Below are 20,589 nucleotides of genomic sequence, written 5' to 3'. Positions count from 1 at the left end.
GCCGACTTCGCCGCCGCCGGCGCCGGCCAGTTCGGCTCCGGCTGGGCCTGGCTGCAGGTCAAGGGCGGTAAGCTCGAGGTCGCCAAGACCCCGAACGGCGAGAACCCGCTGGTTCATGGCGCGGTGCCGATCCTCGGCGTCGACGTCTGGGAGCACTCCTACTACATCGACTACCGCAACCGCCGTCCGGACTATCTGAAGGCGTTCGTCGAAAATCTCGTCAACTGGGACTATGTCGACGAGCTGTTCGGCAAGGCCGGCTGAGCGCACACGTGGTCATTCCGGGGCAGCCCGCAGGGCTGAACCATTCCCCGGTGCGCAATTGCGCACCTGAGGTTCGATGCTACGCATTGCCCGGAATGACATTGAGCTGAATTTCGAGGGCGGTAGCCACGGCTACTGCCCTCTTTGTTTCCTTGCGACGACCGTAGCGTTGCGGCACAACGTTCGGATGGGGCAACTCACCGGCTATCTCCTCGTCTTCTTCGGCGGCGGTCTCGGCGCCACGCTGCGGCAATTGATCAACGTCACCTGCGCGCGCTGCATCGGTACCGCATTTCCCTACGGCACCTTCATCATCAACATCACGGGTTCGACCGTGATGGGCCTGATCGCCGGCTATCTCGCCTTCAAGGGCGACGCCTCGCAGCCCTGGCGGCTATTTTTGATGACCGGCATCCTCGGCGGCTACACCACCTTCTCCGCCTTCTCGCTCGACACCGCGCTGCTCTATGAGCGCGGCGAGCTCAGCCTTGCGGTGCTGTATGTCGCGGGCTCGGTGGCGTTGTCGATCGCGGGCCTGTTCGCCGGGCTTGCGATCGTCAGGCATCTGACCTGAGGCGGATTCCTCTGCTCGTCATTCCTCAGGTGCGCAATTGCGCACCTGAGGGCTCGCGAGGCGAGAGCCCGGGATCCATTTCACCACGGGTTCTGCGGCCTGATGGTTTCCGGATTCGACGCAACGCGTCGCGAACTGCGTCCCCACTACAACTGTCATCGCCCGGCACTCGACCGGGCGATCCAGTACGCCGCGGCCTCTCGGCTCAAGCGGCCCAGCCTCTGGAATACTGGATCACCTTTTGCGGGTGATGACACCGCGTGGTGTGGCAACTTGAATCGCGACCCACCCTCATCGTCGTCCTGGCGACCCATTACCCCGAATCTCGATTGTTGCGCGACGCTGGGGCCGCGATCCCGTTCATCACCGGTGCGGTGGTTATGGATCCTGGCTTTCCGCCAGGACGACGCAAGGAGAGGGGCACCGGCACCCCCTCCATTCCGCGGCAATCCATTCATCCGTGGAACCCGCCAACCGCCTCCGCTGGCGGCATTTCCCGCCTCCAAATTTCCCTTTGGTAACCTCGCCTTAACCATGATTAGCGTTTGGTTAGGGTCGGAATGACGCGTGAAAAGCCCTCGTTTTGACATGTTGGCAGGGGAAGCAGGGCCCGGCTTTGGACGGGCCCCCCATGCGACAGATGTAAGAGGCTCTCGCGCAGTTTTGCCGCGCCGGGCGCAGCCGTGGAAGGGGTGCCGATTGGCGGCCCGCCGAATTGGGACACTTGCGTTGAGAGGATATTGCCGATGAATCCCGCCGACGTGGCTCAGTCAACTCTGCCACTGGCATCGAGCGACGTGTCGCTGATCGCGCTGTTCTGGCAGGCCCATTGGGTCGTCAAATGCGTGATGTTGGGACTTCTGTCCTGCTCGGTGTGGGTCTGGGCGATCGCAATCGACAAGATCCTGCTCTACGCCCGCACCAAGCGGGCCATGGACAAGTTCGAGCAGGCTTTCTGGTCCGGCCAGTCGATCGAGGAACTCTACCGGGCCCTCTCGGCCAAGCCGACCCAGTCGATGGCGGCCTGTTTCGTCGCGGCGATGCGGGAGTGGAAGCGCTCCTTCGAGAGCCAGTCGCGGTCCTTTGCCGGCCTGCAGGCGCGGATCGAGAAGGTCATGAACGTCTCGATCGCCCGGGAGGTGGAGCGGTTGGAACGCCGGTTGCTGGTGCTCGCCACCGTGGGCTCGGCCGGCCCCTTTGTCGGCCTGTTCGGCACCGTCTGGGGCATCATGTCGAGCTTCCAGTCGATCGCGGCCTCCAAAAATACCTCCTTGGCGGTGGTGGCGCCCGGTATCGCGGAAGCGCTGTTTGCCACCGCAATCGGCCTGATTGCCGCAATTCCGGCGACTATTTTCTACAATAAGTTCACTTCGGAGGTGAACCGGCAGGCCGCGCGCCTGGAGGGCTTCGCCGACGAGTTCTCCGCCATCCTGTCGCGTCAGATCGACGAGCGGGGCTGAGTTAGATGATGGTCACTTTTGCGGGTGTGCGATCATGGCGATGAGCATGGCAGGGTCCGGCGGAGGCAGACGCCGCCGCGGCGGGCGCAAGCCGGTCATGGCCGAGATCAACGTCACGCCGATGGTCGACGTGATGTTGGTGCTGCTGATCATCTTCATGGTGGCGGCGCCGCTGATGACGTCGAACATCGACATCGACCTACCGGTTGCGAGCGGCGGCAAGTCGATCTCGTCGAACCAGCCGCCACTGACATTGTCGGTCAAGCGCACCGGCGGCGGCTGCAACTCGAATGTTGAGCTCTATCTGGGCGACGCGCCGGTCACGGCCGCCGATTTTCCGGCCAAGATCAAGGCTATCGGGGACGCCCGGTCGGATGCCGAAAAAGTGGTCTATCTGCGCGGCGACAAGGACGTCTGTTACACGGATATGATGAAACTGCTCGGGGAGGTCCGGGCCGCGGGATTCAAGGCGAATATCGTCATCATCCCGGAAGGCGGATAACCACCATGCCAAGGCACGGGGAAGCCTGATTTGAAGGTCAAGGTCGACAAGACTCTGGCGGCATCGATTGTCCTGCACGTCCTCGTGATCGGGTGGGGCCTCGTGTCGTGGTCGACCAAGGCGTACGTGATGCCTGAAGAAGAGTCGGTTGCCGTCGACGTGATCTCGCCCGACCAGCTCTCCCATGTCATGGCCGGTCAGAAGGACGGCAAGAAGGAAAATCCCAAGCCGCTGGTCGACAAGGTCGCCGAAGCCAAGCCGGTCGACGACACCGTCGGCAAGGTCGAGGAGAAAAAGCCCCCTGTCGTGACCGACACCGCGCCGCAGCCCGCGCCGAAGGTGGAGAAGCCGGAAGACAAGAAGCCGGATCCGCCGAAGAAGGTCGAGAACAAGCCGAAGGAAGAGCCGAAGCCGGTCGAGAAGAAGCCCGATCCGGTCAAGCCCGACCCGATCGCCGAAGCGATCAAGAAGGAAGAGAAGAAGCCGCCGCCGAAGCCGGTTGCACAGGCCGCCAAGCCGCCGCCGGAGCAGAAGCCGAAGGATCGCGTGTTCGACCAGAGCAAGATCGCAGCCTTGCTGGACAAGCGTGACCCGACGCGCGCCGCGGCGACCGGCGATACGCTCAATGCCAATGCGGCGCTCGGTACCGCGAAGGGCAAGGCTGCCGACAATTCCGCGACCTGGGGCGCGATGTTCCGGCAGCAGGTCGAACGCTGCTGGAAGAAGCCTTATGGTGGAATCGAGGCCCCGACGGCGGAGGCCGTGTTCTCCATCCATTTGAAGCGCGACGGCACGCTGGAAGGCATGCCGGTCGTGGTAGGAAACGCGAAGACGCCCTATCTTCGAGTGTATCAGGAGAGCGGCCTGCGCGCGATCATCGAGTGCCAGCCCTATCGATTGCCTCCAGCATTCTTTGAGGAGTGGCAGTTCTTTGAGCCGGCCTTCACCGAGAGGCAGAGCTGAAATTGCACGCTACCGTTTACGAGCATGAGTTCGAACGATGATTGACAAGACCCGCTTGCCTCACACGCTCTTCCGTCCGAGCCGCCGGCAGATTTTAGCTGGAATGGCGTCTGCCGGCGCGATGCTGGGTGGTCTCACTGGCCCTGCATCCGCTCAGAAGCGGATCACCATCACCGAGGGCGAGTTCGCGCCGGTGCCGATCGCGATCCCGAACTTCGCCGCCGGAACGCCCGGTGACGCCGAAGTCGGCGTCGGTGTCACCCAGGTGATCACCAACAATCTGAAGCGCAGCGGCCTGTTCGCGCCGATCGATCAGGCCGCCTATCTCGAGAAGCAGATCAACATCGACGCGGCGCCGAACTTCAACAACTGGAAGAGCATCAACGCGCAGGCGCTGGTCACCGGCCGCATGACGCGGCAGGGCAACGGGCGCGTCAAGGCCGAGTTCCGGCTCTGGGATGTCAACACCGGCCAGCAGCTCGCCGGCCAGCAGTACGACACCTCGGCCGAATACTGGCGGCGGATCGCGCACATCATCTCCGACCAGATCTATGAGCGCATGACCGGCGAGAAGGGCTATTTCGATACCCGCGTCGTGTTCGTCGACGAGAGCGGCTCGGCGGATCGCCGTGTCAAGCGGCTCGCGCTGATGGACCAGGACGGCGCCAATGTGCGCTACCTGACCCGCGGCTCGGACCTCGTGCTGACGCCGCGCTTCTCGCCGTCGACCCAAGAAATCACCTACATGGAATTCGGGCAGGGCGACCCGCGCGTCTATCTGCTCAACATCGAGACCGGCCAGCGCGAGATCGTCGGCAACTTCCCGGGCATGTCGTTCTCGCCGCGCTTCTCGCCCGACGGCCAGCGCGTCATCATGAGTCTGCAGCAGGGCGGCAACTCCAACCTGTTCGTGATGGATCTGCGTTCGAAGTCGATGACGCGGCTGACCGACACGCCGGCGATCGACACCTCGCCGTCCTATGCGCCCGACGGCACGCGGCTCTGCTTCGAATCCGATCGCGGCGGCAAGCCGCAGATCTATGTGATGCCGGCAACCGGCGGCGGCGCACAGCGCATCTCGTTCGGCGACGGCACCTATTCGACGCCGGTGTGGTCGCCGCGCGGCGACTACATCGCCTTCACCAAGCAGGGCGGCGGGCAGTTCGCGATCGGCATCATGAAGCCGGACGGCTCGGGCGAGCGCATCCTGACCTCGGGCTTCCACAATGAAGGCCCGACCTTTGCGCCGAACGGGCGCGTCGTGATGTTCTTCCGCGATCCCGGCGGCAACAGCGGCCCGTCGCTGTTCACCATCGACGTCTCCGGGCGCAACGAACTGCGGGTGCCGACCCCGGGTTTTGCCTCCGACCCGGCCTGGTCGCCGCTGTTGTCGTGAGCTGGGCGCAGAGCTGCTCCGGGAACCCCGGCGGCGATCGCAGCTTCTCACCTAGCGCACTGAATTTCATGGTGAATTCCGGCCGTCGCCTGGGCACGGCAAGGACTTGCTAACGATGTTCGCTCAGAAAGACTTCACCTGCGATCAGTAAGAGTGCGAGCTGAAAAGGACGCGCGCTCTCACAATGCAGTTTGCAAGTCAGACGGGTGAACCGGACCGGTCGATGTCGCCGACGATTTCGGCGGCGCTGGTCGATTCCCTGTTCATGAACCCCGCGCCCATGATCTTCGTCGCCTTCGGCCCCGCCATTGCGGGCGCCGTGATTGCGGCTGTCACGAGCAATCTGTTGTGCTGGCTGTGCGTGCCGCTGTTCATCGTGGTCGGGCTGGCGCGCGCGCTGCAGATGTACCGCTACCAGCAGCGCAATTCCCGGCTCACCGTCGAAGAGTCCGTGACCTGGGAGAAGCGCTACCGGATCGGCACCATCGCCTATGGCATTTCGCTCGGCATCTGGGGCGTCACGGTGCTGCTCACGACCAGGGATGCCGCCGCGCACATGCTCTGTGTGACCACGGTGGTCGCCTACACCTCGGCGGGGGTAGGGCGGACCTTCGGCCGGCCGCAGATCTTCCACCTGCATCTGTTGATGTCGATCGGTCCCTTGATCCTGGCGCTGATGTATGTCGGCGGCCCCTATCACATCGCCCTTGCGCTGCTCAGCCTGGTGTTCTTCAGCGCCATCCGGCACCTGACATCCAGCCTGCAGCGCATCTACGTCAACGCCTGGATTGCCAAGGAGCGCGAGGCCGCACTGGCGGGCCAGTTCGATACCGCGCTGAACAACATGCCGCACGGCCTGTGTATGTTCAGCGCCGACGGCCGCGTTGCGGTGATGAACCACCGCTTCATCGAGATGATGCAGCTGTCGGACGATTTCGTGCAGCGCGGCGCCAGCGCGACCGACATCTGCAACGCCTGCGTCCTGTCCGGCTCGATCTCGGCCGCCGCCGCGCAGCAGATCCTCTACGAGATCGAGAGCTCGCAGCGCGGTGATATCGTCACCAGCGACCCCGACCCAACCAAGAACCGCTCGCTCGACTGGACCTTCCAGCCGATGGCCGGCGGCGGCACGGTGGTGCTGGTCGAGGACATCACCGAGCGCAAGGACGCCGAGGCCCGGATCAGCCATCTCGCGCGCTACGACGAGCTGACCGCGCTGCCCAACCGCGTCAATTTCCGCGACGAGATCGGCCGGCTGCTCGCCATGCAGCACGGCGATCATCGTTCCGCATTGCTGTTCGTCGACCTCGACCAGTTCAAGCAGGTCAACGATACGCTCGGTCATCCCTGCGGCGACCAGCTGCTCTGCGCGGTCGCCGAGCGGCTGCGCGAGATGCTGCGGCCGGAGGATTTCGTGGCGCGATTCGGCGGCGACGAGTTCGTGGTGTTCCAGCAGAACATCCACTCGCACGAGGACGCCGCCGCGCTGGCGCGGCGCATCGTCGACCGCCTCAGCGAGCGCTACAAGATCGACAATCATTTGGTCGAGATCGGCGCCAGCGTCGGCATCGCGATGACCGCGCCCGGCGTCGGCGCCGACACGCTGCTGAAGAACGCCGACATGGCGCTCTACCGCGCCAAGGCCGACGGCCGCGGCACCTTCTGTTTCTTCCGCGACGAGATGGCGCAAACCGTCGAGGCCCGCCGCATCCTCGAGCTCGACCTGCGCAAGGCGCTCGCCAATGAGGAATTCGAGCTGTTCTACCAGCCGCTGATCAACCTGAAGTCCGGCAAGGTGAGCACCTGCGAGGCGCTGCTGCGCTGGAACCATCCGGCGCGCGGCACGGTCTCTCCGGTCGACATCATCCCGGTCGCCGAGGACATGGGCCTGATCGTCGATCTCGGCCGCTGGATCCTGCGCAAGGCCTGCATGGAATGCATGAAGTGGCCCGAGGCGGTCAGCGTCGCAGTCAACTTCTCGCCGCAGCAGTTCCACCAGCGCGACGTGCTGAGCGAGATTCGCTATGCGCTCGAGGTCTCCGGCCTGCCGGCGCACCGGCTCGAGATCGAGATCACCGAATCCTCGCTGCTGCACAACACCGAGCTGACCCACGACGTGCTGTCCCAGCTGCGCTCGCTCGGCGTGCGGATCTCGCTCGATGATTTCGGCACCGGCTACTCGTCGCTCAGCTACCTGCACAATTTCCCGCTGCAGAAGGTCAAGATCGACCGCTCCTTCCTCGAGGGCATCGACAGCGACCGTCCGCTGACCTTGCTGCGCGGGGTGGCGCGGCTGTCGGCGGATCTCGGCATGTCGGTCGTGGTCGAGGGCATCGAGACCAATGAGCAGCTCGAACTGATCAGCGCCGACGGCGCGGTGACCGAAGCACAGGGATACCTGTTCAGCCGGCCGGTTCCCGCGGTCCGCATCCGCCAGCTGCTCAATGCCTCGCACGGCCGACGGGCCGACGAGCAACTGCACGTGGTTCCCTCGCGCTCGATCGCTTGATCTAGCGCAATATCCTCAATCGATAGTTGTGTGAGCCTTCAAGCGCACCAATTGTAGTGCGTTGTGGTGCACCCTTGCGGTCGGAGGTTAACTGTATTGCCTCGATTGCTTTGACGGAAATTAAGAAGCTGTTAATCTTTTGGCTCGCGCGTTGAAGTTGTTGAGTTGTTCAGGGAGTACCAAATGAGGTCCGCGGCCGAAGCCATCAAGCCCGCGACAGGAAGGCTTGCGGACCCTCTGGATCAAGTCGACTACCGCCTCGCTCAGACCCCGGAACAGAAAGACGAGATCTACCGGCTTCGCTATCGCGCCTATCTGCGCGAAGGCGCGATCCGGCCCTCGGCGGACGAGCGGGTCGTCGACCGGTTCGATGATGCGCCGAATGCCTGGATCTTCGGTGTCTATCTGCAAGGCGAACTCTGCAGCTCGATCCGCATCACCGTGGTGACGCCGGAATGGCGCACCTCGCCGACGCTCGAGGTGTTCGGCGACGTGCTGCTGCCGAAGCTTGATCAGGGTCTGGTCTTCATCGACTCGACGCGCTTCGTCGCGGATCCCGAAAAGGCCCGGAACACTCCGGAACTGCCCTATGTCACGGTGCGCCTCGGCTCCACCGCGGGCGTGCATTTCAATGCCGATTACGGCCTAGCACCGGTTCGGCCCGAGCACATGGCGTTCTACCGGCGCGTGTTCCTGCACGAGACCTGGTCGGAGCCGCGGCTCTATCCCGGGCTGGTGAAGCCGGTCGGCTTGATGGCGTCGCATCTGCCGACGGTGCGGGAACGCGTGCTGGCTCGCTATCCCTTCCTGCGCTCCAGCGCCTTCGAACGACGAATGCTGTTCGACCGCGAAGGCCAGTTGCAGCCCGATGGCTTCGTGCAGCCGTTCGAGCGCGCGTCGATCGTGCCGAATCCCTGAGGGAAGCGGCATTCTCATTGACTCAGCGCCGTTCGACTGTTGCGCGCAGGCCAAATTATCCTGCAAAAGCGGCCGGTTCCCGCGAACCTTGCCTTCCCTTCACCATCGCGCCACATTTGCCACCCATTAACCATCGGGGGCGCTTTTCGCCATTGCTTGGCATTTGATGGGGTTCAGCAAGGTCTCGTCAAGGTTGACGGAACGTTCGCTTAACCATCGCCCTGTAGACCGATTGGGTAGTACGAAGAGCGCGAGCGTGGAGGCTCCGGGAATGAAATATCTCCAGGGTATGAAGCTGGTTGCGGTTCTGGCGGTGGCACTGTCGATGGGTGCCTGCGCCAACAAGAACCCGTTGGACGCCAATGGCGCGATTGGGGGCGCCGCGACCCCGGGCAGCCAGCAGGATTTCGTGGTCAATGTCGGCGACCGCGTGTTCTTTGAGAGCGATCAGACCGATCTGAGCCCGCAGGCGACGGCGACCCTCGACAAGCAGGCGCAGTGGCTGCAGACCTATAACCGTTACTCCTTCACCATCGAAGGTCATGCCGACGAGCGCGGCACCCGCGAATACAACATCGCGCTCGGTGCCCGCCGTGCCCAGTCGGTCCGCGCTTACCTCGCCTCGCGCGGCATCGACCCGAGCCGCATGCGCACCATTTCCTACGGCAAGGAGCGGCCGGTCGCGGTCTGTAACGACATCTCCTGCTGGTCGCAGAATCGTCGCGCCGTCACCGTGCTGAACGCCAGCTCCTGACGCGATCCGAGATAAGTGTTTTCAAGCCGGCGCCTTTGGGCGCCGGTTTTGTTTTGGCCGCGTGAAAGCCCGGCCTGCCGTCATCAAGATGAACGAAGCTGCGCGCAATTCGCCGCTTGCTTGTTCCAGCGTCCGTACTAAACCGGTATCCCGCGACGCTGTCCCGGATTTGAAGTGCCAGTCACAATTCCGGCGTACTCCGTCCCTCAATGTCGCTCGCTTTTCACGTCGATCTCGTCGTCAGGGCAAAATGTCATCCAGGATTCATTTTCTTTCTTCCGCCGCGGCGATCGCGGCGCTGTTCGCCGTTTCCGCGCCAGTATTTGCCCAATCCGACGATTCCGATGCTGAAATGCGGATCGAGCGGCTCGAAAACCAGCTGCGGCAGCTGACCGGCCAGAACGAGGAGCTGCAATACCGCAACCGTCAGCTCGAGGAACGCTTGCGCCAGCTCGGCGGCCAGCCGCCCGGCCCAGGTGGACAGGCTCCGGCAGGCCAACCCGTCGCGGCGGTGCCTCCGGCGCAGCAACCGCAGGCCTACCCGCAGGCGCAGCCGGGCTACGCCCCGCCCCAGCAAGGCTACGGCCAGCCGCAGCAAGGATATGGCCGGCAGCCGCAGGGCGGCTATGACCAGCAACAGATCGCGGCGCCCGCGCCGATCGTGCAGGAGCCGGCGCCGGCAACCGCTTCCGGCCGACGCGGTCGCGGCGATGCCTTCGATCCGACCCAGAACCCGAACGCCCCTGGCGCGCCGCGCGTGCTCGGTGGCGGCGGCCAGATGCCGGTGCAGAGCAATGCTGCGGTCGGTGCCCCGGGCGGTCGCGGGGCGGGCGAGCCGCTCGATCTCGGCAACACCAGCCCGCAACGTGCGCCCGGCGCGAGTGCAGCCCTGACCACATTGCCGCCGTCAGCGACGCCGAAGGACGAGTTCGACCTCGGCATCGGCTACATGCAGCGCAAGGACTACGCACTCGCCGAAGAGACAATGAAGAACTTCGGCCAGAAGTATCCGAACGATCCCTTGGTGGCGGACTCGCAATACTGGCTCGGCGAAAGCTATTTCCAGCGCCAGCAATATCGCGATGCTGCGGAGACCTTCCTCGGCGTGACCACGAAGTTCGACAAGTCCGCGAAGGCGCCCGACGCGCTGCTGCGGCTCGGCCAGTCGCTGGCGGCGCTGAAGGAAAAGGAAGCCGCCTGCGCCGCGTTCGGCGAGATCTCGCGGAAGTATCCGCGCGCGTCCGGCGGGGTCAAGGCTGCGGTTGACCGCGAGCAGAAGCGCGTGAAGTGCTAAACCAGATGCGGGAAGGCCGCTTCCGGCCTCTCCGCCAGCAGCTGGTTTTGCGATGCCCGACGATCAATCCGCCATCCCGGCAAGGGACGCCAAGCGCCTGTTCGCGGGTCTTGCGGGCGCGCCGGCGCTCCTGCTTGCGGTGTCCGGCGGTCCCGATTCAGTCGCGCTGATGTGGCTGGCCGCGCGCTGGCGCCGCGCGCTCGCGCAGGGCCCGCGGCTGGTGGCGGTCACCGTCGATCACGGGCTGCGTCCTGAAGCGGCTCGCGAGGCGCGCGACGTCAAGCGGCTGGCGCGAAGTCTCGAGCTGCCGCATCACACGTTGCGCTGGACTGGACCAAAGCCTGGAACCGGCGTGCCGGCGGCCGCGCGCGCGGCCCGCTATCGCCTGCTCGCGCAGGCCGCCCGCAAGCATGGCGCCACGCATATTTTGACTGCGCACACCCGTGACGATCAGGCCGAGACGCTGTTGATGCGGATGCTGCGCGGCAGCGGCGTTGCGGGTCTGTCGGCAATGGCGCGCGAGACCGAGCGCGACGGCGTCTTGCTGACACGGCCGCTGCTCGACATCTCCAAGGCGCAGCTGATCGCGACGCTGAAGAAGGCGCGCATCGGCTTTGCCGACGATCCGACCAACCGCGATCAATCCTTCACGCGTCCGCGGCTGCGCGCGCTGATGCCGATGCTGGCGGCGGAGGGCGGCGACGCGCGGAACCTTGCGCGGCTTGCCGCAAGGATCGCGCGCGCCAACGCCGCCCTGGAACTGCTGGTCGACGGCGCCGAGCACTATCTTGCGTTGAAAAGCGAGGATAACCCTCGTACCGGCTTCGACGCGGCGCTGTTCGCGGTGATGCCCGAGGAAATCCGCGTCCGTCTGCTCAAGCGCGCCATCGACCGCGTCGGACATGAGGGGCCGGCCGAGCTCGGCAAGGTCGAAACCTTGCTCGTCGCGATGGACGAGGCCTTGGAAGGGACATTGGGAAAACGCGAATCCAAGCTGAAACAGACCCTTGCCGGAGCGGTCATCAGCGTCGCCGCCGGCCGTATCAGGATCGGGCCGGCGCCACCCCGCCGGGCGCGCTCCCGCTGAGCCGGGTTCGATTGTTTCAATCGCTGTCATAATCCGGCAAGGAGGCTTAACCACCCCGGAAAAACACCGGATTCAGCGCCATTTTTTGACCGGGAATCGCGCTAGGATGCGGTAAATAGTCGTGCGTGGTTCCCTTGGCATCGACCCCAGCGGCACCTAGATTGTAAGGCATCGACGGGATGGATTCCCTGGGGATTCCCACAGAGCCTGCCCAAGGATTAGAGAGAGGCCGCGATCCGCGCGACCACGAAGGAAGACCATGAACGCCAATCTGCGGAATTTCGCCCTCTGGGTCATCATTGTCCTGCTGTTGCTGGCGTTGTTCACGCTTTTCCAGAATCCCGGCCAGCGCTCGTCGTCCTCGGACATCTCGTTCTCGCAGCTTCTCACTGAGGTCGATCAGGGCCATGTCCGTGACGTCGTGATCCAGGGGCCTGAGATTCACGGCACGTTCAACAACGGCACGAGCTTCCAGACCTACGCGCCGAGCGATCCGACGCTGGTGAAGCGCCTCTACGACGCCAAGGTGCAGATCACCGCGAAGGCGCCCGGCGACAACGTGCCGTGGTTCGTCTCGCTGCTCGTCTCCTGGTTGCCGTTCATCGCGCTGATCGGCGTGTGGATCTTCCTGTCGCGGCAGATGCAGGGCGGCGCCGGCAAGGCGATGGGCTTTGGCAAGTCGCGCGCCAAGATGCTGACCGAGGCGCATGGCCGCGTCACCTTCGAGGACGTCGCGGGTGTCGACGAGGCCAAGCAGGACCTGCAGGAGATCGTCGAATTCCTCCGCGACCCCGGCAAATTCCAGCGGCTCGGCGGACGGATTCCGCGCGGCGTGCTGCTGGTCGGCCCTCCCGGCACCGGCAAGACGCTGATCGCGCGCGCGGTCGCCGGCGAAGCCAACGTGCCGTTCTTCACCATCTCCGGTTCCGACTTCGTCGAGATGTTCGTCGGCGTCGGCGCGAGCCGCGTCCGCGACATGTTCGAGCAGGCCAAGAAGAACGCGCCCTGCATCATCTTCATCGACGAAATCGACGCGGTCGGCCGTCATCGCGGCGCCGGCCTCGGCGGCGGCAACGACGAGCGCGAGCAGACGCTGAACCAGTTGCTGGTCGAGATGGACGGCTTCGAGGCCAATGAGGGCGTGATCCTGATCGCGGCGACCAACCGTCCCGACGTGCTCGATCCCGCGCTGCTGCGTCCCGGCCGCTTCGACCGCCAGGTCGTGGTGCCGAACCCGGACGTCGTCGGCCGCGAGCAGATCCTCAAGGTTCACGTCCGCAAGGTGCCGCTGGCGCCGGATATCAACCTCAAGACCATCGCGCGCGGCACCCCGGGCTTCTCGGGCGCCGACCTCATGAACCTCGTCAACGAGGCGGCACTGACCGCCGCCCGCCGCAACAAGCGGATGGTGACGCAGGCCGAGTTCGAAGAGGCCAAGGACAAGGTGATGATGGGCGCCGAGCGCAAGTCGCTCGTGATGACCGAGGAAGAGAAGTTGCTGACGGCCTATCACGAGGGCGGCCATGCCATCGTCGGCCTCAACGTCGTCGCGACCGATCCGATCCACAAGGCGACCATCATTCCGCGCGGCCGTGCGCTGGGCATGGTGATGCAGCTGCCGGAGCGCGACAAGCTGTCGATGTCGCTCGAGCAGATGACCTCGCGCCTTGCCATCATGATGGGTGGCCGGGTCGCCGAAGAGCTGATCTTCGGCCGCGAGAAGGTGACCTCGGGTGCCGCCTCCGACATCGAGCAGGCGACCCGCCTTGCCCGCATGATGGTGACGCGCTGGGGCCTCTCGGAAGAGCTCGGCACCGTCTCCTATGGCGAGAACCAGGACGAGGTGTTCCTCGGCATGTCGGTCTCGCGCACGCAGAACGCGTCCGAGGCGACCGTCCAGAAGATCGACTCCGAGATCAGGCGTCTGGTCGAGGAAGGCTACAACGAGGCGACCAAGATCCTCACCGAGAAGCGCGAGGATCTCGAGGCGCTCGCCAAGGGCCTGCTCGAGTTCGAGACGCTGACCGGCGACGAGATCATCGACCTGTTGAAGGGCAAGAAGCCCAACCGCGAGTCGGTGCTGGAGCCGTCGACGCCGCGCGCATCCGCCGTGCCGCCGGCCGGCAAGCCGCGCCCGCGTCCCGATCCGGACACCGGCATGGAGCCGCAGCCGCAGGCGTAAGCCTTCGCCCGCCATGGCCGGCAGGTCCGGCAAACCCGTTGTGCAAAAGCTCGGCCTCAAGCCGGGCTTTTGTATTTTTGTCGACGGGCTGTCCGTTCCCTACCGCGACGTTGTCGGCGAACTGCCCGCCGATGTGCTGTTGGCGAAGACCGCGCGGGCACCGCTCGATGCCGTGCACTTGTTCGCCGAGCTGCGGCGTTACCGTCAGGCGATCGCCCCTGATGGCATGATCTGGGTGTCGTGGCCGAAGAAGAGCTCGGGCGTCGCGACCGACCTTACGGAGAAAGAGGTCCGCGAAACCGGGCTCGCGAACGGCCTGGTCGACGTCAAGGTCTGTGCGGTCGATGAGGTCTGGTCGGGACTGAAATTCGTGATCCCCGCCAAGGACCGCGGCAAGCGCTGAGATCGCGCTTTTCTAATATGTGCCGGAAGGCGATCAGCACGAAACCAACTACGTCAACGCCTACTACAGCGCGATGGCGATTCAGGAGAACGCTGCGGCGCGAACTAGTTCGAACCCGTTGCCGCCGCTGCGCCGGCCTTGGTCTCGCCCGAGCGCACATGGATCACGGCGATGTCGTCCTTGTACAGCCGCTTCCAGCCCTTCAGATGATCCAGCGCGTTGCCGGCGGGCGAGTCCGAGCTCAATAGCGTGGCATCGATCCGGAATTTGTCGAGCAGGCCCAGCAGCTGGCCAACGTCGCGGGCATCGAGCGCATCGTAATAGTCGAGCACGAATTGCTCGCCATAGAGCTCGGCGCGGCCGTCGATGAACACCTTCATGTCGCGGCTCACCATGTAGCCGCCGAACGGCGCCGTGCTGAACACGCGCTGCGCCTTGTGCTGCTGCAGCACATCGACCGCGGCAACGGGCGAGAACATCGGCAGGAATTTGAACTGATGCTGCGCGACGAACATCGCCGTCGTCACCCACGCGCCGATCATCATCGCGATCGCAGCCAGCATCGTGACGACGGGGAATGCGCGCGTTTCTCCGAAGCGGGCGGCGGTGGCGCCTGTCGTTGCCCATTGCTCGGCGATCGGCTTGGCGAGCACCAGCGGTGCGATGAACGCGAATACCTCGATGTTGCGGACATGACTCAGCGCCATCCAGATCAACCCGAGCAGCAGCAGGATCCGCGGCAGCGACAGCGTCAGCCTGCGATAGCAGATCAGGCCGATCAGGCCGAGCAGCGTGGCTTCGAAGAAGCTGGGCTTGCTGAAATCCGCCGGCTTCCATTCCCCGATCAGCGTCAGCAACTTGCCGAGGCTGAGGATCTTGGTCGCGCCCAGCAGGCTATTCCAGCCATAGGGCGTCACGCAGCTCGCGGCCAGCGCCGCTAGGCCGAACAGGCCCCATCGCACGACAAGCTGACGGCGGCGGCCGGGCTCCGCATTCCACACGGCCTCCAGTCCGATCGGTCCGATCAGCGCCAGGCCGAGAACGAAGCCGCCATGCAGATTGGCCCACAGCGTCATCAGCGGCAGCAGCCACCATGACGGTGAGGTGCGGCGATCCGCGGCCGCGAGCAGGCCGCCGATGAACGCCAGCAGCACCGGGAGCGCCAACACATGCGGCCGCGCCAGAAAGTGGATCGTCGACAACAGCAGCGCCAGCGCCGCGATCAGGAGCGCGCGCGCCGGATCGAAATACGGACTCAACAGATGCAGGAAGATCGCGACCGTCGCGCCGATCGCCATCGACGACAGGATCACCGGTCCGGCCCAATCGCCGCCGTAGACGAGCGCGTACATCACCTGCGACAGCCACGAGCTCGAAATCCAGGGCTCGCCGAAACGGGTGAACGAGAACACGTCCGATGTCGGCATCGCGCCGTGTTCGAGAATCCACTGTCCGACCCTGATCTGCCACATCGTGTCGGAATCGCGCAGCAGGATTTCGCCGGCCGAGAGATAAAACAGATAAGCGCCCACGGCGGCGCACAGCGGCACCAGTCCTCGCGCCGCGCTGCGGCTGCTCACGCTGCTGGTGATCGAAAGTGACATGCGCTTTCTTGCTTGTTTCGGCCGGGGCATCCAGAGCCAACGCCACGCGTGACGCCAGCGCGCACTCGACCACGGCTTCCGATAAATTCGGGTAAATGCCGCAGCGATATCGCGCGCATGCGCAAGATCAGATGACTCGATTTCGAGCGATCACCTTAGCCGGCGATTTACCATCGCGGCCCTGATCCGGTTCGGGAGAGGCCGGAGCGCCGCCGGCTCAATCAGAGGTGGTACCTGAGGTTGCAAAGAATCCTTACAATTCCAGCTTGTCATTCAGTCTGAATAGTTGTTCACTTCTTCAGACGATTGCGGGATCAATCGTTCAAAACGTTGAAGACTCGTGTGTTCTGCCGGTGGGCGCCGGCCGGGGCGCACGGCGGGGGGACGGAACGCCATGGTTTACCGGCGAACTCATCAGGTCGTGAAACGGCTGGCCGCGCGGCGCAGCGCCATCCTGTCGGCTGCGCGGGACGCGGCGGCGGCGGGCGGCATGGCGGCGGTCCAGATCGCACCCGTCGCAGTGCGGGCCAATGTCGCGGCCGGAACGGTCTACCGCTATTTTCCGTCGAAGGCCGAGCTGATCTCGGAACTGATCACGGAAGTCTCGCGCGACGAGCTCACGGCGATCCGGCGCGCCGCGGATGCCGCGCCAGGGCCGTCATCGGCGCTTGCCGCCGCGGTGACGACGATCGCCGTCCACGTGCTGTCGCAACGCAAGCTCGCCTGGGGCATTTTGGCCGAGCCGGTCGACGTCGACGTCACCGCCTCGCGCCTCGCCAGTCGCCGCGATATTTCCGGCGAGCTGGCCATGCGCATCGATGCCGCCGTGCGCGCCGGCCATCTGCCGGCGCAGGATACGGCGCTGGCCGCCACCGCCTTGCTAGGCGCGCTGCACGAAGCGCTGGTCGGCCCGCTGGCGCCGGCCAATCTCGACGATCCGATCAAGCTGCGTGACGCGGTGCAGACCGTGACGCTGCTCGCGCTGCGCGCGGTCGGCGTGATGGACGCACGCGCGCGTGGCCTCGTGGTGCAGGCAACGACTCCGGCCAAGGCGCTGGTCGGCGCCTGAGGCCAGGGTGAGGTCAAGGCGCGCGACGAACACTTCTGTCGCAATGGCGTTGTAGGTTTCGGGGCTGGGCTCAACCACCTCACGGAGCAACCCATGACGACGACCCATGGCTCGGCCAAATGGCAGGGCGGCATCAAGGACGGCAAGGGCGCGATCTCGACCAAGAGCGGCGCGCTCTCGGATTACCCCTACGGCTTCGCTAGCCGCTTCGAGGGCAAACCGGGTTCGAACCCGGAGGAACTGATCGGCGCGGCGCATGCCGCCTGCTTCACGATGGCGCTGTCGCTGATCCTGGGCGAAGCCAAGCTCACGGCGGAGCATATGGAGACCAAGGCCGATGTGACTTTGGAGAAGGTCGCAGACGGCTTCGCGATCACCGCGGTGCACTTGACGCTGTCGGCGAAGATCCCGGGCGCCGACAACGCGACGTTCCAGGAACTGGCCGGCAAGGCGAAGGCCGGATGTCCGGTGTCGAAGCTGCTCAACACCAAGATCACGCTGGACGCGTCGTTGCAGGGCTGATCGCCACGCGATGGGTTAGCGTTTTCGAGCGAAGTGGGCACCCGTGAAGAAAACGCGTCACACAGGAATCTAGAGCTGCGCGTCGCCCCTCGGGCCGACCGAGGCGATGCGCAGCATGTTGGTGGTGCCGGGCGCGCGCAGCGGCACGCCGGCAACGATGATGACGCGCTGGCCGGCCTTGGCAAAACCGTCGCGGAACGCGATCGAGCCGGCGCGGTCGACCATGTCGTCGAGATCGTGCGCGTCCTCGGCGACCACGCAATGCACCCCCCACACCACCGACAGCTTGCGGCCGGTGACGAGGTTCGGCGTGATCGCAACCACCGGCACCTTGGGGCGCTCGCGCGCCACCCGGATCGCGGTCGAGCCTGATGACGTCCAGCAGATGATCGCCGACAGGTCGAGCGTCTCGGCGATCTGCCGGGCGGCATCGGCAATGGCGTCGCCCACCGTCGCTTCAGGATCGACGCGCTGCGCGTTGATCACGTTGCGATAGGTCGGGTCGCGCTCCACTTCCTCGCCGATGCGGTTCATGGTCGAGACCGCCTCCACCGGGAATTTGCCGGCGGCGGATTCCGCCGACAGCATGATGGCGTCGGCGCCTTCGTAGACGGCGGTGGCGACGTCGGAGACTTCGGCACGCGTCGGCACCGGCGCCTGGATCATCGATTCCAGCATCTGGGTCGCGACCACCACCGGCCTGCCGGCGCGGCGCGCCATCCGGATCATCTGCTTCTGCAGGCTCGGCACCCGCTCCAGCGGCAGCTCGACGCCGAGATCGCCGCGCGCCACCATCAGCGCGTCCGATGCTTCGATGATGTCGGCGAGGCGGTCGATCGCCTGCGGTTTCTCGATCTTGGCCATCACGGCGGCGCGGCCGCGGATCATCTTCTTGGCCTCGATCACGTCCTCGGCGCGCTGCACGAAGGACAGCGCGACCCAGTCGATCCCCTCCGGCAGCGCGGCTTCCAGGTCGGCGCGGTCCTTTGCGGTCATCGCCGACACCGGCAGGTCGGTATCGGGCAGGCTGACGCCCTTGCGGTCCGACATCTTGCCGCCGATCACGACGCGCGTGACCGCGCGCTCGGGCGAGGTTTCCTCGGCGATCAGCCGCACCTTGCCGTCGTCGAGCAACAGCGCATGGCCCGGGCGGAGCGCGGCGAGAATCTCCGGATGCGGAAGCTGGACGCGGCTGTTGTCGCCCGGCGTCTTGTCGGAATCCAGAATGAAGCTCTGGCCGTTCTTGAGCTGGGTCGCGCCTTCCGCGAACGCGCCAACCCGCAGCTTCGGTCCTTGCAGGTCGACCAGGATGCCGATCGGCCGGCCGTAGCTCGATTCGACATTGCGGATGGTCTTGACCAGCTCCCGCATCTTGTCATGCGGGGTGTGGCTCATATTGATGCGGAAGACGTCGGCACCCGCCTCGAACAGCTTGCGGATCATCGCGCTGTCTGAGGAGGCCGGGCCGAGTGTTGCGAGGATCTTGATTCGACGCAGTCGTCTCATGGTTTGTTTCCGGGGGGGGCGGCTGGCGGCAGACCAGACGCGCCCGGAGGCGCTGCGCCCGGCGGCGGGTTGGGCAGGCCCGGCATCGCCCCGGGACTTCCTGGACCCACGCCGCCCGGCATTCCCGGTACTTTCTGCGGCTGTTGTTCGTTGGCTTCGGTCAGCTGGACGGTCCATGCACGCTGCTCGCCGGTGTCGACCTCGAAGAAGCCGGTGCGGTCAAACCCGCGCGCCAGGCAATTTTCGGTGCCCTTGATGGTGAATTCCTTGTCGCGCGAGCACATGAAGGCCTGGCCGGACCATTCGCCGCCGCGATCATAGTCGAGAGCGTAGATGTAGTAGTAGCGCGCCACAAGGTTGCCGCGCAGCAAGGTCTCGCAGGTGCGCGACGACACGTTCCACCAGCCCTCGGTGGTCCAGCCCTCGGCGTCCTTGTAGCCGAGCGCGATGCCGACGCGGCTCGAAGTGTTGTTGCAGAGCCGGAAATCGGCAGCCGCCGGACTCGTCCACAGGCAGGCCGCGACAAGCGCCAGCACCGGCAGCAGGCCGGCCAGGATCAGGCGGATATTGCGGGGAGCTGAGGCGAGGGAATCTGTTGGGCTCATGCAGCGAAGCTATATCAAATCATGGACGATTTCGCGTGCCCGGCCGGCACTGTCAACGGGCGGGCGCCCGTCTGCGACGCTGTCGGACCGTGGCCGGGGTGGCCGGACGGGTCCGTTTTGCGCGCCGATATGGCAAAATCTGTGACAATTCCCACCTGATATCAATATGGTGAGCGCGACACCACGGGATCACGATCATGAGCATTGACGACAAAACCAGAACGGAACTCGAGGCCGCGGTCTTCCGGCGTCTCGTCAGTCACCTGCGCAACCGCACCGATGTGCAAAACATCGATCTGATGAACCTCGCCGGCTTCTGCCGCAACTGCCTGTCCAACTGGATGAAGGAAGAGGCCGACGCCAAGGGCCTTGCCGTGAGCAAGGACGAGAGCCGTGAGGCGGTCTACGGCATGCCGTATGAGGAATGGAAGGCGAAGTATCAGGGCAGCGCGACGCCGGAGCAACTCGCGGCGATGAAGAAGGCCCAAAGCGGGCATTAACCCTCAACCTCTGTGACGTCAGTTCCGCGGCCGTCCGCATCTCCTGTGGGCGCGCTGTGGATGAGCGCGATGTTTCCTTGACGGAAGGCGCGCCAAAATCGAGGGTCGCCCGCAGCAAGCGGTGCGCGAGGCGCGTATTCGCGTAACGTTTCAATACCTGTTCAGGAGTGCGCGATGGCCACCACGTCTGCCGCCGTCAAGGAAGAGCCCGCAACGCGATTTGCCAAGGACCAGCTCAAGTCCATCATCGAGCGCATCGAGCGGCTGGAAGAAGAGAAGAAGACGATCTCGGACGACATTCGCGACGTCTATGCCGAGAGCAAGGGCAACGGCTTCGACGTCAAGGCGCTGCGCGCCATCATCCGTCTGCGCAAGCAGGATCCGAACGAGCGCCAGGAGCAGGAGACCATCCTGGAGACCTACATGCAGGCGCTGGGGATGCTCTGAGGCGCCCAGCGGCCACCTCCTGCCGGGCGT

At 64.9% G+C, this 20,589-nt stretch carries 21 protein-coding genes; 17 read left to right on the top strand and 4 right to left on the bottom strand.

Annotated features, from left to right (window positions below; translation table 11 throughout):
- The 3 genes from E2I15_RS22395 to tolQ form a co-directional block, all read left to right on the top strand.
- Window positions 1-264 (top strand): superoxide dismutase (locus E2I15_RS22395; RefSeq protein ID WP_196238927.1); only part of this gene is annotated, 264 nt, incomplete at its 5' end.
- A gap of 187 nt (window positions 265-451) precedes the next feature.
- Window positions 452-838: a fluoride efflux transporter CrcB gene (gene crcB / locus E2I15_RS22390; RefSeq protein ID WP_137479081.1), complete on the top strand. Its 387-nt coding sequence runs from the start codon at window positions 452-454 to the stop codon at window positions 836-838.
- A gap of 746 nt (window positions 839-1,584) precedes the next feature.
- The gene (gene tolQ / locus E2I15_RS22385; protein ID WP_016846954.1) at window positions 1,585-2,298 is read left to right on the top strand and encodes a protein TolQ; all 714 of its coding nucleotides are present in this window, start codon (window positions 1,585-1,587) and stop codon (window positions 2,296-2,298) included.
- A 12-nt stretch (window positions 2,299-2,310) separates the two neighbouring features.
- On the opposite strand, the gene E2I15_RS39320 is transcribed toward tolQ, so the two are convergent.
- Window positions 2,311-2,457: a hypothetical protein gene (locus E2I15_RS39320; RefSeq protein WP_246729432.1), complete on the bottom strand. Its 147-nt coding sequence runs from the start codon at window positions 2,455-2,457 to the stop codon at window positions 2,311-2,313.
- Between E2I15_RS39320 and E2I15_RS22380 the strand changes: the two genes are divergently transcribed.
- The 10 genes from E2I15_RS22380 to E2I15_RS22335 all read left to right on the top strand — a co-directional run bounded on the left by E2I15_RS22380 (window position 2,396) and on the right by E2I15_RS22335 (window position 14,306).
- Window positions 2,396-2,800, top strand: coding sequence for a biopolymer transporter ExbD (locus tag E2I15_RS22380; protein WP_063709267.1), 405 nt, complete (start codon window positions 2,396-2,398; stop codon window positions 2,798-2,800). The genes E2I15_RS39320 and E2I15_RS22380 overlap by 62 nt on opposite strands.
- 30 nt (window positions 2,801-2,830) lie before the next feature.
- Window positions 2,831-3,763: a cell envelope integrity protein TolA gene (tolA, locus tag E2I15_RS22375; RefSeq protein WP_137478958.1), complete on the top strand. Its 933-nt coding sequence runs from the start codon at window positions 2,831-2,833 to the stop codon at window positions 3,761-3,763.
- 37 nt (window positions 3,764-3,800) lie between these two features.
- Window positions 3,801-5,159 carry a Tol-Pal system beta propeller repeat protein TolB gene (gene tolB, locus E2I15_RS22370; RefSeq protein WP_092080739.1) on the top strand — a complete coding sequence of 453 codons (1,359 nt, stop codon included), beginning with the start codon at window positions 3,801-3,803 and terminating at the stop codon, window positions 5,157-5,159.
- A gap of 184 nt (window positions 5,160-5,343) precedes the next feature.
- Complete coding sequence (locus tag E2I15_RS22365) at window positions 5,344-7,668, top strand: putative bifunctional diguanylate cyclase/phosphodiesterase (RefSeq protein WP_155262513.1); 2,325 nt, start codon at window positions 5,344-5,346, stop codon at window positions 7,666-7,668.
- A gap of 183 nt (window positions 7,669-7,851) precedes the next feature.
- Window positions 7,852-8,586 (top strand): N-acyl amino acid synthase FeeM domain-containing protein, encoded by a 735-nt coding sequence (locus tag E2I15_RS22360; protein WP_170991517.1) that lies wholly within the window; start codon window positions 7,852-7,854, stop codon window positions 8,584-8,586.
- A 271-nt stretch (window positions 8,587-8,857) separates the two neighbouring features.
- Complete coding sequence (gene pal / locus E2I15_RS22355; protein WP_021078622.1) at window positions 8,858-9,340, top strand: peptidoglycan-associated lipoprotein Pal; 483 nt, start codon at window positions 8,858-8,860, stop codon at window positions 9,338-9,340.
- A 250-nt stretch (window positions 9,341-9,590) separates the two neighbouring features.
- On the top strand, window positions 9,591-10,634 hold the full coding sequence (ybgF, locus tag E2I15_RS22350; protein WP_170991518.1) for a tol-pal system protein YbgF: 1,044 nt from the start codon (window positions 9,591-9,593) through the stop codon (window positions 10,632-10,634).
- Between the two features lie 52 nt (window positions 10,635-10,686).
- Entirely contained in the window at window positions 10,687-11,721 is a 1,035-nt protein-coding gene (gene tilS, locus E2I15_RS22345; protein ID WP_137478962.1) for a tRNA lysidine(34) synthetase TilS, read from the top strand.
- A 259-nt stretch (window positions 11,722-11,980) separates the two neighbouring features.
- On the top strand, window positions 11,981-13,903 hold the full coding sequence (gene ftsH / locus E2I15_RS22340) for an ATP-dependent zinc metalloprotease FtsH (protein WP_028335979.1): 1,923 nt from the start codon (window positions 11,981-11,983) through the stop codon (window positions 13,901-13,903).
- Between the two features lie 13 nt (window positions 13,904-13,916).
- Window positions 13,917-14,306 (top strand): DUF3052 family protein, encoded by a 390-nt coding sequence (locus E2I15_RS22335; protein WP_137478963.1) that lies wholly within the window; start codon window positions 13,917-13,919, stop codon window positions 14,304-14,306.
- Between the two features lie 104 nt (window positions 14,307-14,410).
- On the opposite strand, the gene E2I15_RS22330 is transcribed toward E2I15_RS22335, so the two are convergent.
- Window positions 14,411-15,910 (bottom strand): hypothetical protein, encoded by a 1,500-nt coding sequence (locus E2I15_RS22330; protein WP_137478964.1) that lies wholly within the window; start codon window positions 15,908-15,910, stop codon window positions 14,411-14,413.
- A 394-nt stretch (window positions 15,911-16,304) separates the two neighbouring features.
- Here E2I15_RS22330 and E2I15_RS22325 point away from each other — a divergent pair, with 394 nt between their 5' ends.
- Both E2I15_RS22325 and E2I15_RS22320 read left to right on the top strand, forming a co-directional pair.
- Window positions 16,305-16,979: a TetR/AcrR family transcriptional regulator gene (locus tag E2I15_RS22325; protein WP_026191806.1), complete on the top strand. Its 675-nt coding sequence runs from the start codon at window positions 16,305-16,307 to the stop codon at window positions 16,977-16,979.
- Window positions 16,980-17,072: 93 nt separating this feature from the next.
- Window positions 17,073-17,501 (top strand): OsmC family protein, encoded by a 429-nt coding sequence (locus E2I15_RS22320; protein ID WP_016841620.1) that lies wholly within the window; start codon window positions 17,073-17,075, stop codon window positions 17,499-17,501.
- 69 nt (window positions 17,502-17,570) lie between these two features.
- Here the strand turns inward: E2I15_RS22320 and pyk are convergent, their stop codons facing one another.
- On the bottom strand, window positions 17,571-19,007 hold the full coding sequence (gene pyk, locus E2I15_RS22315) for a pyruvate kinase (RefSeq protein WP_026191805.1): 1,437 nt from the start codon (window positions 19,005-19,007) through the stop codon (window positions 17,571-17,573).
- Window positions 19,004-19,612, bottom strand: coding sequence for a DUF1036 domain-containing protein (locus E2I15_RS22310; RefSeq protein ID WP_137478965.1), 609 nt, complete (start codon window positions 19,610-19,612; stop codon window positions 19,004-19,006). Before E2I15_RS22310 ends, pyk begins: the two co-directional genes overlap by 4 nt.
- Window positions 19,613-19,809: 197 nt before the next feature.
- Here E2I15_RS22310 and E2I15_RS22305 point away from each other — a divergent pair, with 197 nt between their 5' ends.
- Together E2I15_RS22305 and E2I15_RS22300 are read left to right on the top strand one after the other, a co-directional pair.
- Window positions 19,810-20,112, top strand: a complete 303-nt coding sequence (locus E2I15_RS22305) for a DUF1244 domain-containing protein (protein ID WP_050422684.1) — start codon at window positions 19,810-19,812, stop codon at window positions 20,110-20,112.
- A gap of 174 nt (window positions 20,113-20,286) precedes the next feature.
- On the top strand, window positions 20,287-20,559 hold the full coding sequence (locus E2I15_RS22300) for a DUF2312 domain-containing protein (RefSeq protein ID WP_016841616.1): 273 nt from the start codon (window positions 20,287-20,289) through the stop codon (window positions 20,557-20,559).
- Window positions 20,560-20,589: the final 30 nt, after the last annotated feature.

Source organism: Bradyrhizobium sp. BR2003 (genome assembly GCF_009720285.1).
GTDB lineage: Bacteria > Pseudomonadota > Alphaproteobacteria > Rhizobiales > Xanthobacteraceae > Bradyrhizobium > Bradyrhizobium elkanii.
Note: the sequence above shows the minus strand (reverse complement) of the source record. Positions and strands in the feature narration are given on the sequence as shown.

Bases quoted from the DNA above. Each gene is read 5' to 3' on its own strand.
- crcB (WP_137479081.1), top strand. From the start codon at position 452: ATGGGGCAACTCACCGGCTATCTCCTCGTCTTCTTCGGCGGCGGTCTC.
- tolQ (WP_016846954.1), top strand. From the start codon at position 1,585: ATGAATCCCGCCGACGTGGCTCAGTCAACTCTGCCACTGGCATCGAGC.
- E2I15_RS22380 (WP_063709267.1), top strand. From the start codon at position 2,396: ATGGCCGAGATCAACGTCACGCCGATGGTCGACGTGATGTTGGTGCTG.
- E2I15_RS39320 (WP_246729432.1), bottom strand. From the start codon at position 2,457: ATGAAGATGATCAGCAGCACCAACATCACGTCGACCATCGGCGTGACG.
- tolB (WP_092080739.1), top strand. From the start codon at position 3,801: ATGATTGACAAGACCCGCTTGCCTCACACGCTCTTCCGTCCGAGCCGC.
- E2I15_RS22365 (WP_155262513.1), top strand. From the start codon at position 5,344: ATGCAGTTTGCAAGTCAGACGGGTGAACCGGACCGGTCGATGTCGCCG.
- E2I15_RS22360 (WP_170991517.1), top strand. From the start codon at position 7,852: ATGAGGTCCGCGGCCGAAGCCATCAAGCCCGCGACAGGAAGGCTTGCG.
- pal (WP_021078622.1), top strand. From the start codon at position 8,858: ATGAAATATCTCCAGGGTATGAAGCTGGTTGCGGTTCTGGCGGTGGCA.
- ybgF (WP_170991518.1), top strand. From the start codon at position 9,591: ATGTCATCCAGGATTCATTTTCTTTCTTCCGCCGCGGCGATCGCGGCG.
- tilS (WP_137478962.1), top strand. From the start codon at position 10,687: ATGCCCGACGATCAATCCGCCATCCCGGCAAGGGACGCCAAGCGCCTG.
- ftsH (WP_028335979.1), top strand. From the start codon at position 11,981: ATGAACGCCAATCTGCGGAATTTCGCCCTCTGGGTCATCATTGTCCTG.
- E2I15_RS22335 (WP_137478963.1), top strand. From the start codon at position 13,917: ATGGCCGGCAGGTCCGGCAAACCCGTTGTGCAAAAGCTCGGCCTCAAG.
- E2I15_RS22330 (WP_137478964.1), bottom strand. From the start codon at position 15,910: ATGTCACTTTCGATCACCAGCAGCGTGAGCAGCCGCAGCGCGGCGCGA.
- E2I15_RS22325 (WP_026191806.1), top strand. From the start codon at position 16,305: ATGGTTTACCGGCGAACTCATCAGGTCGTGAAACGGCTGGCCGCGCGG.
- E2I15_RS22320 (WP_016841620.1), top strand. From the start codon at position 17,073: ATGACGACGACCCATGGCTCGGCCAAATGGCAGGGCGGCATCAAGGAC.
- pyk (WP_026191805.1), bottom strand. From the start codon at position 19,007: ATGAGACGACTGCGTCGAATCAAGATCCTCGCAACACTCGGCCCGGCC.
- E2I15_RS22310 (WP_137478965.1), bottom strand. From the start codon at position 19,612: ATGAGCCCAACAGATTCCCTCGCCTCAGCTCCCCGCAATATCCGCCTG.
- E2I15_RS22305 (WP_050422684.1), top strand. From the start codon at position 19,810: ATGAGCATTGACGACAAAACCAGAACGGAACTCGAGGCCGCGGTCTTC.
- E2I15_RS22300 (WP_016841616.1), top strand. From the start codon at position 20,287: ATGGCCACCACGTCTGCCGCCGTCAAGGAAGAGCCCGCAACGCGATTT.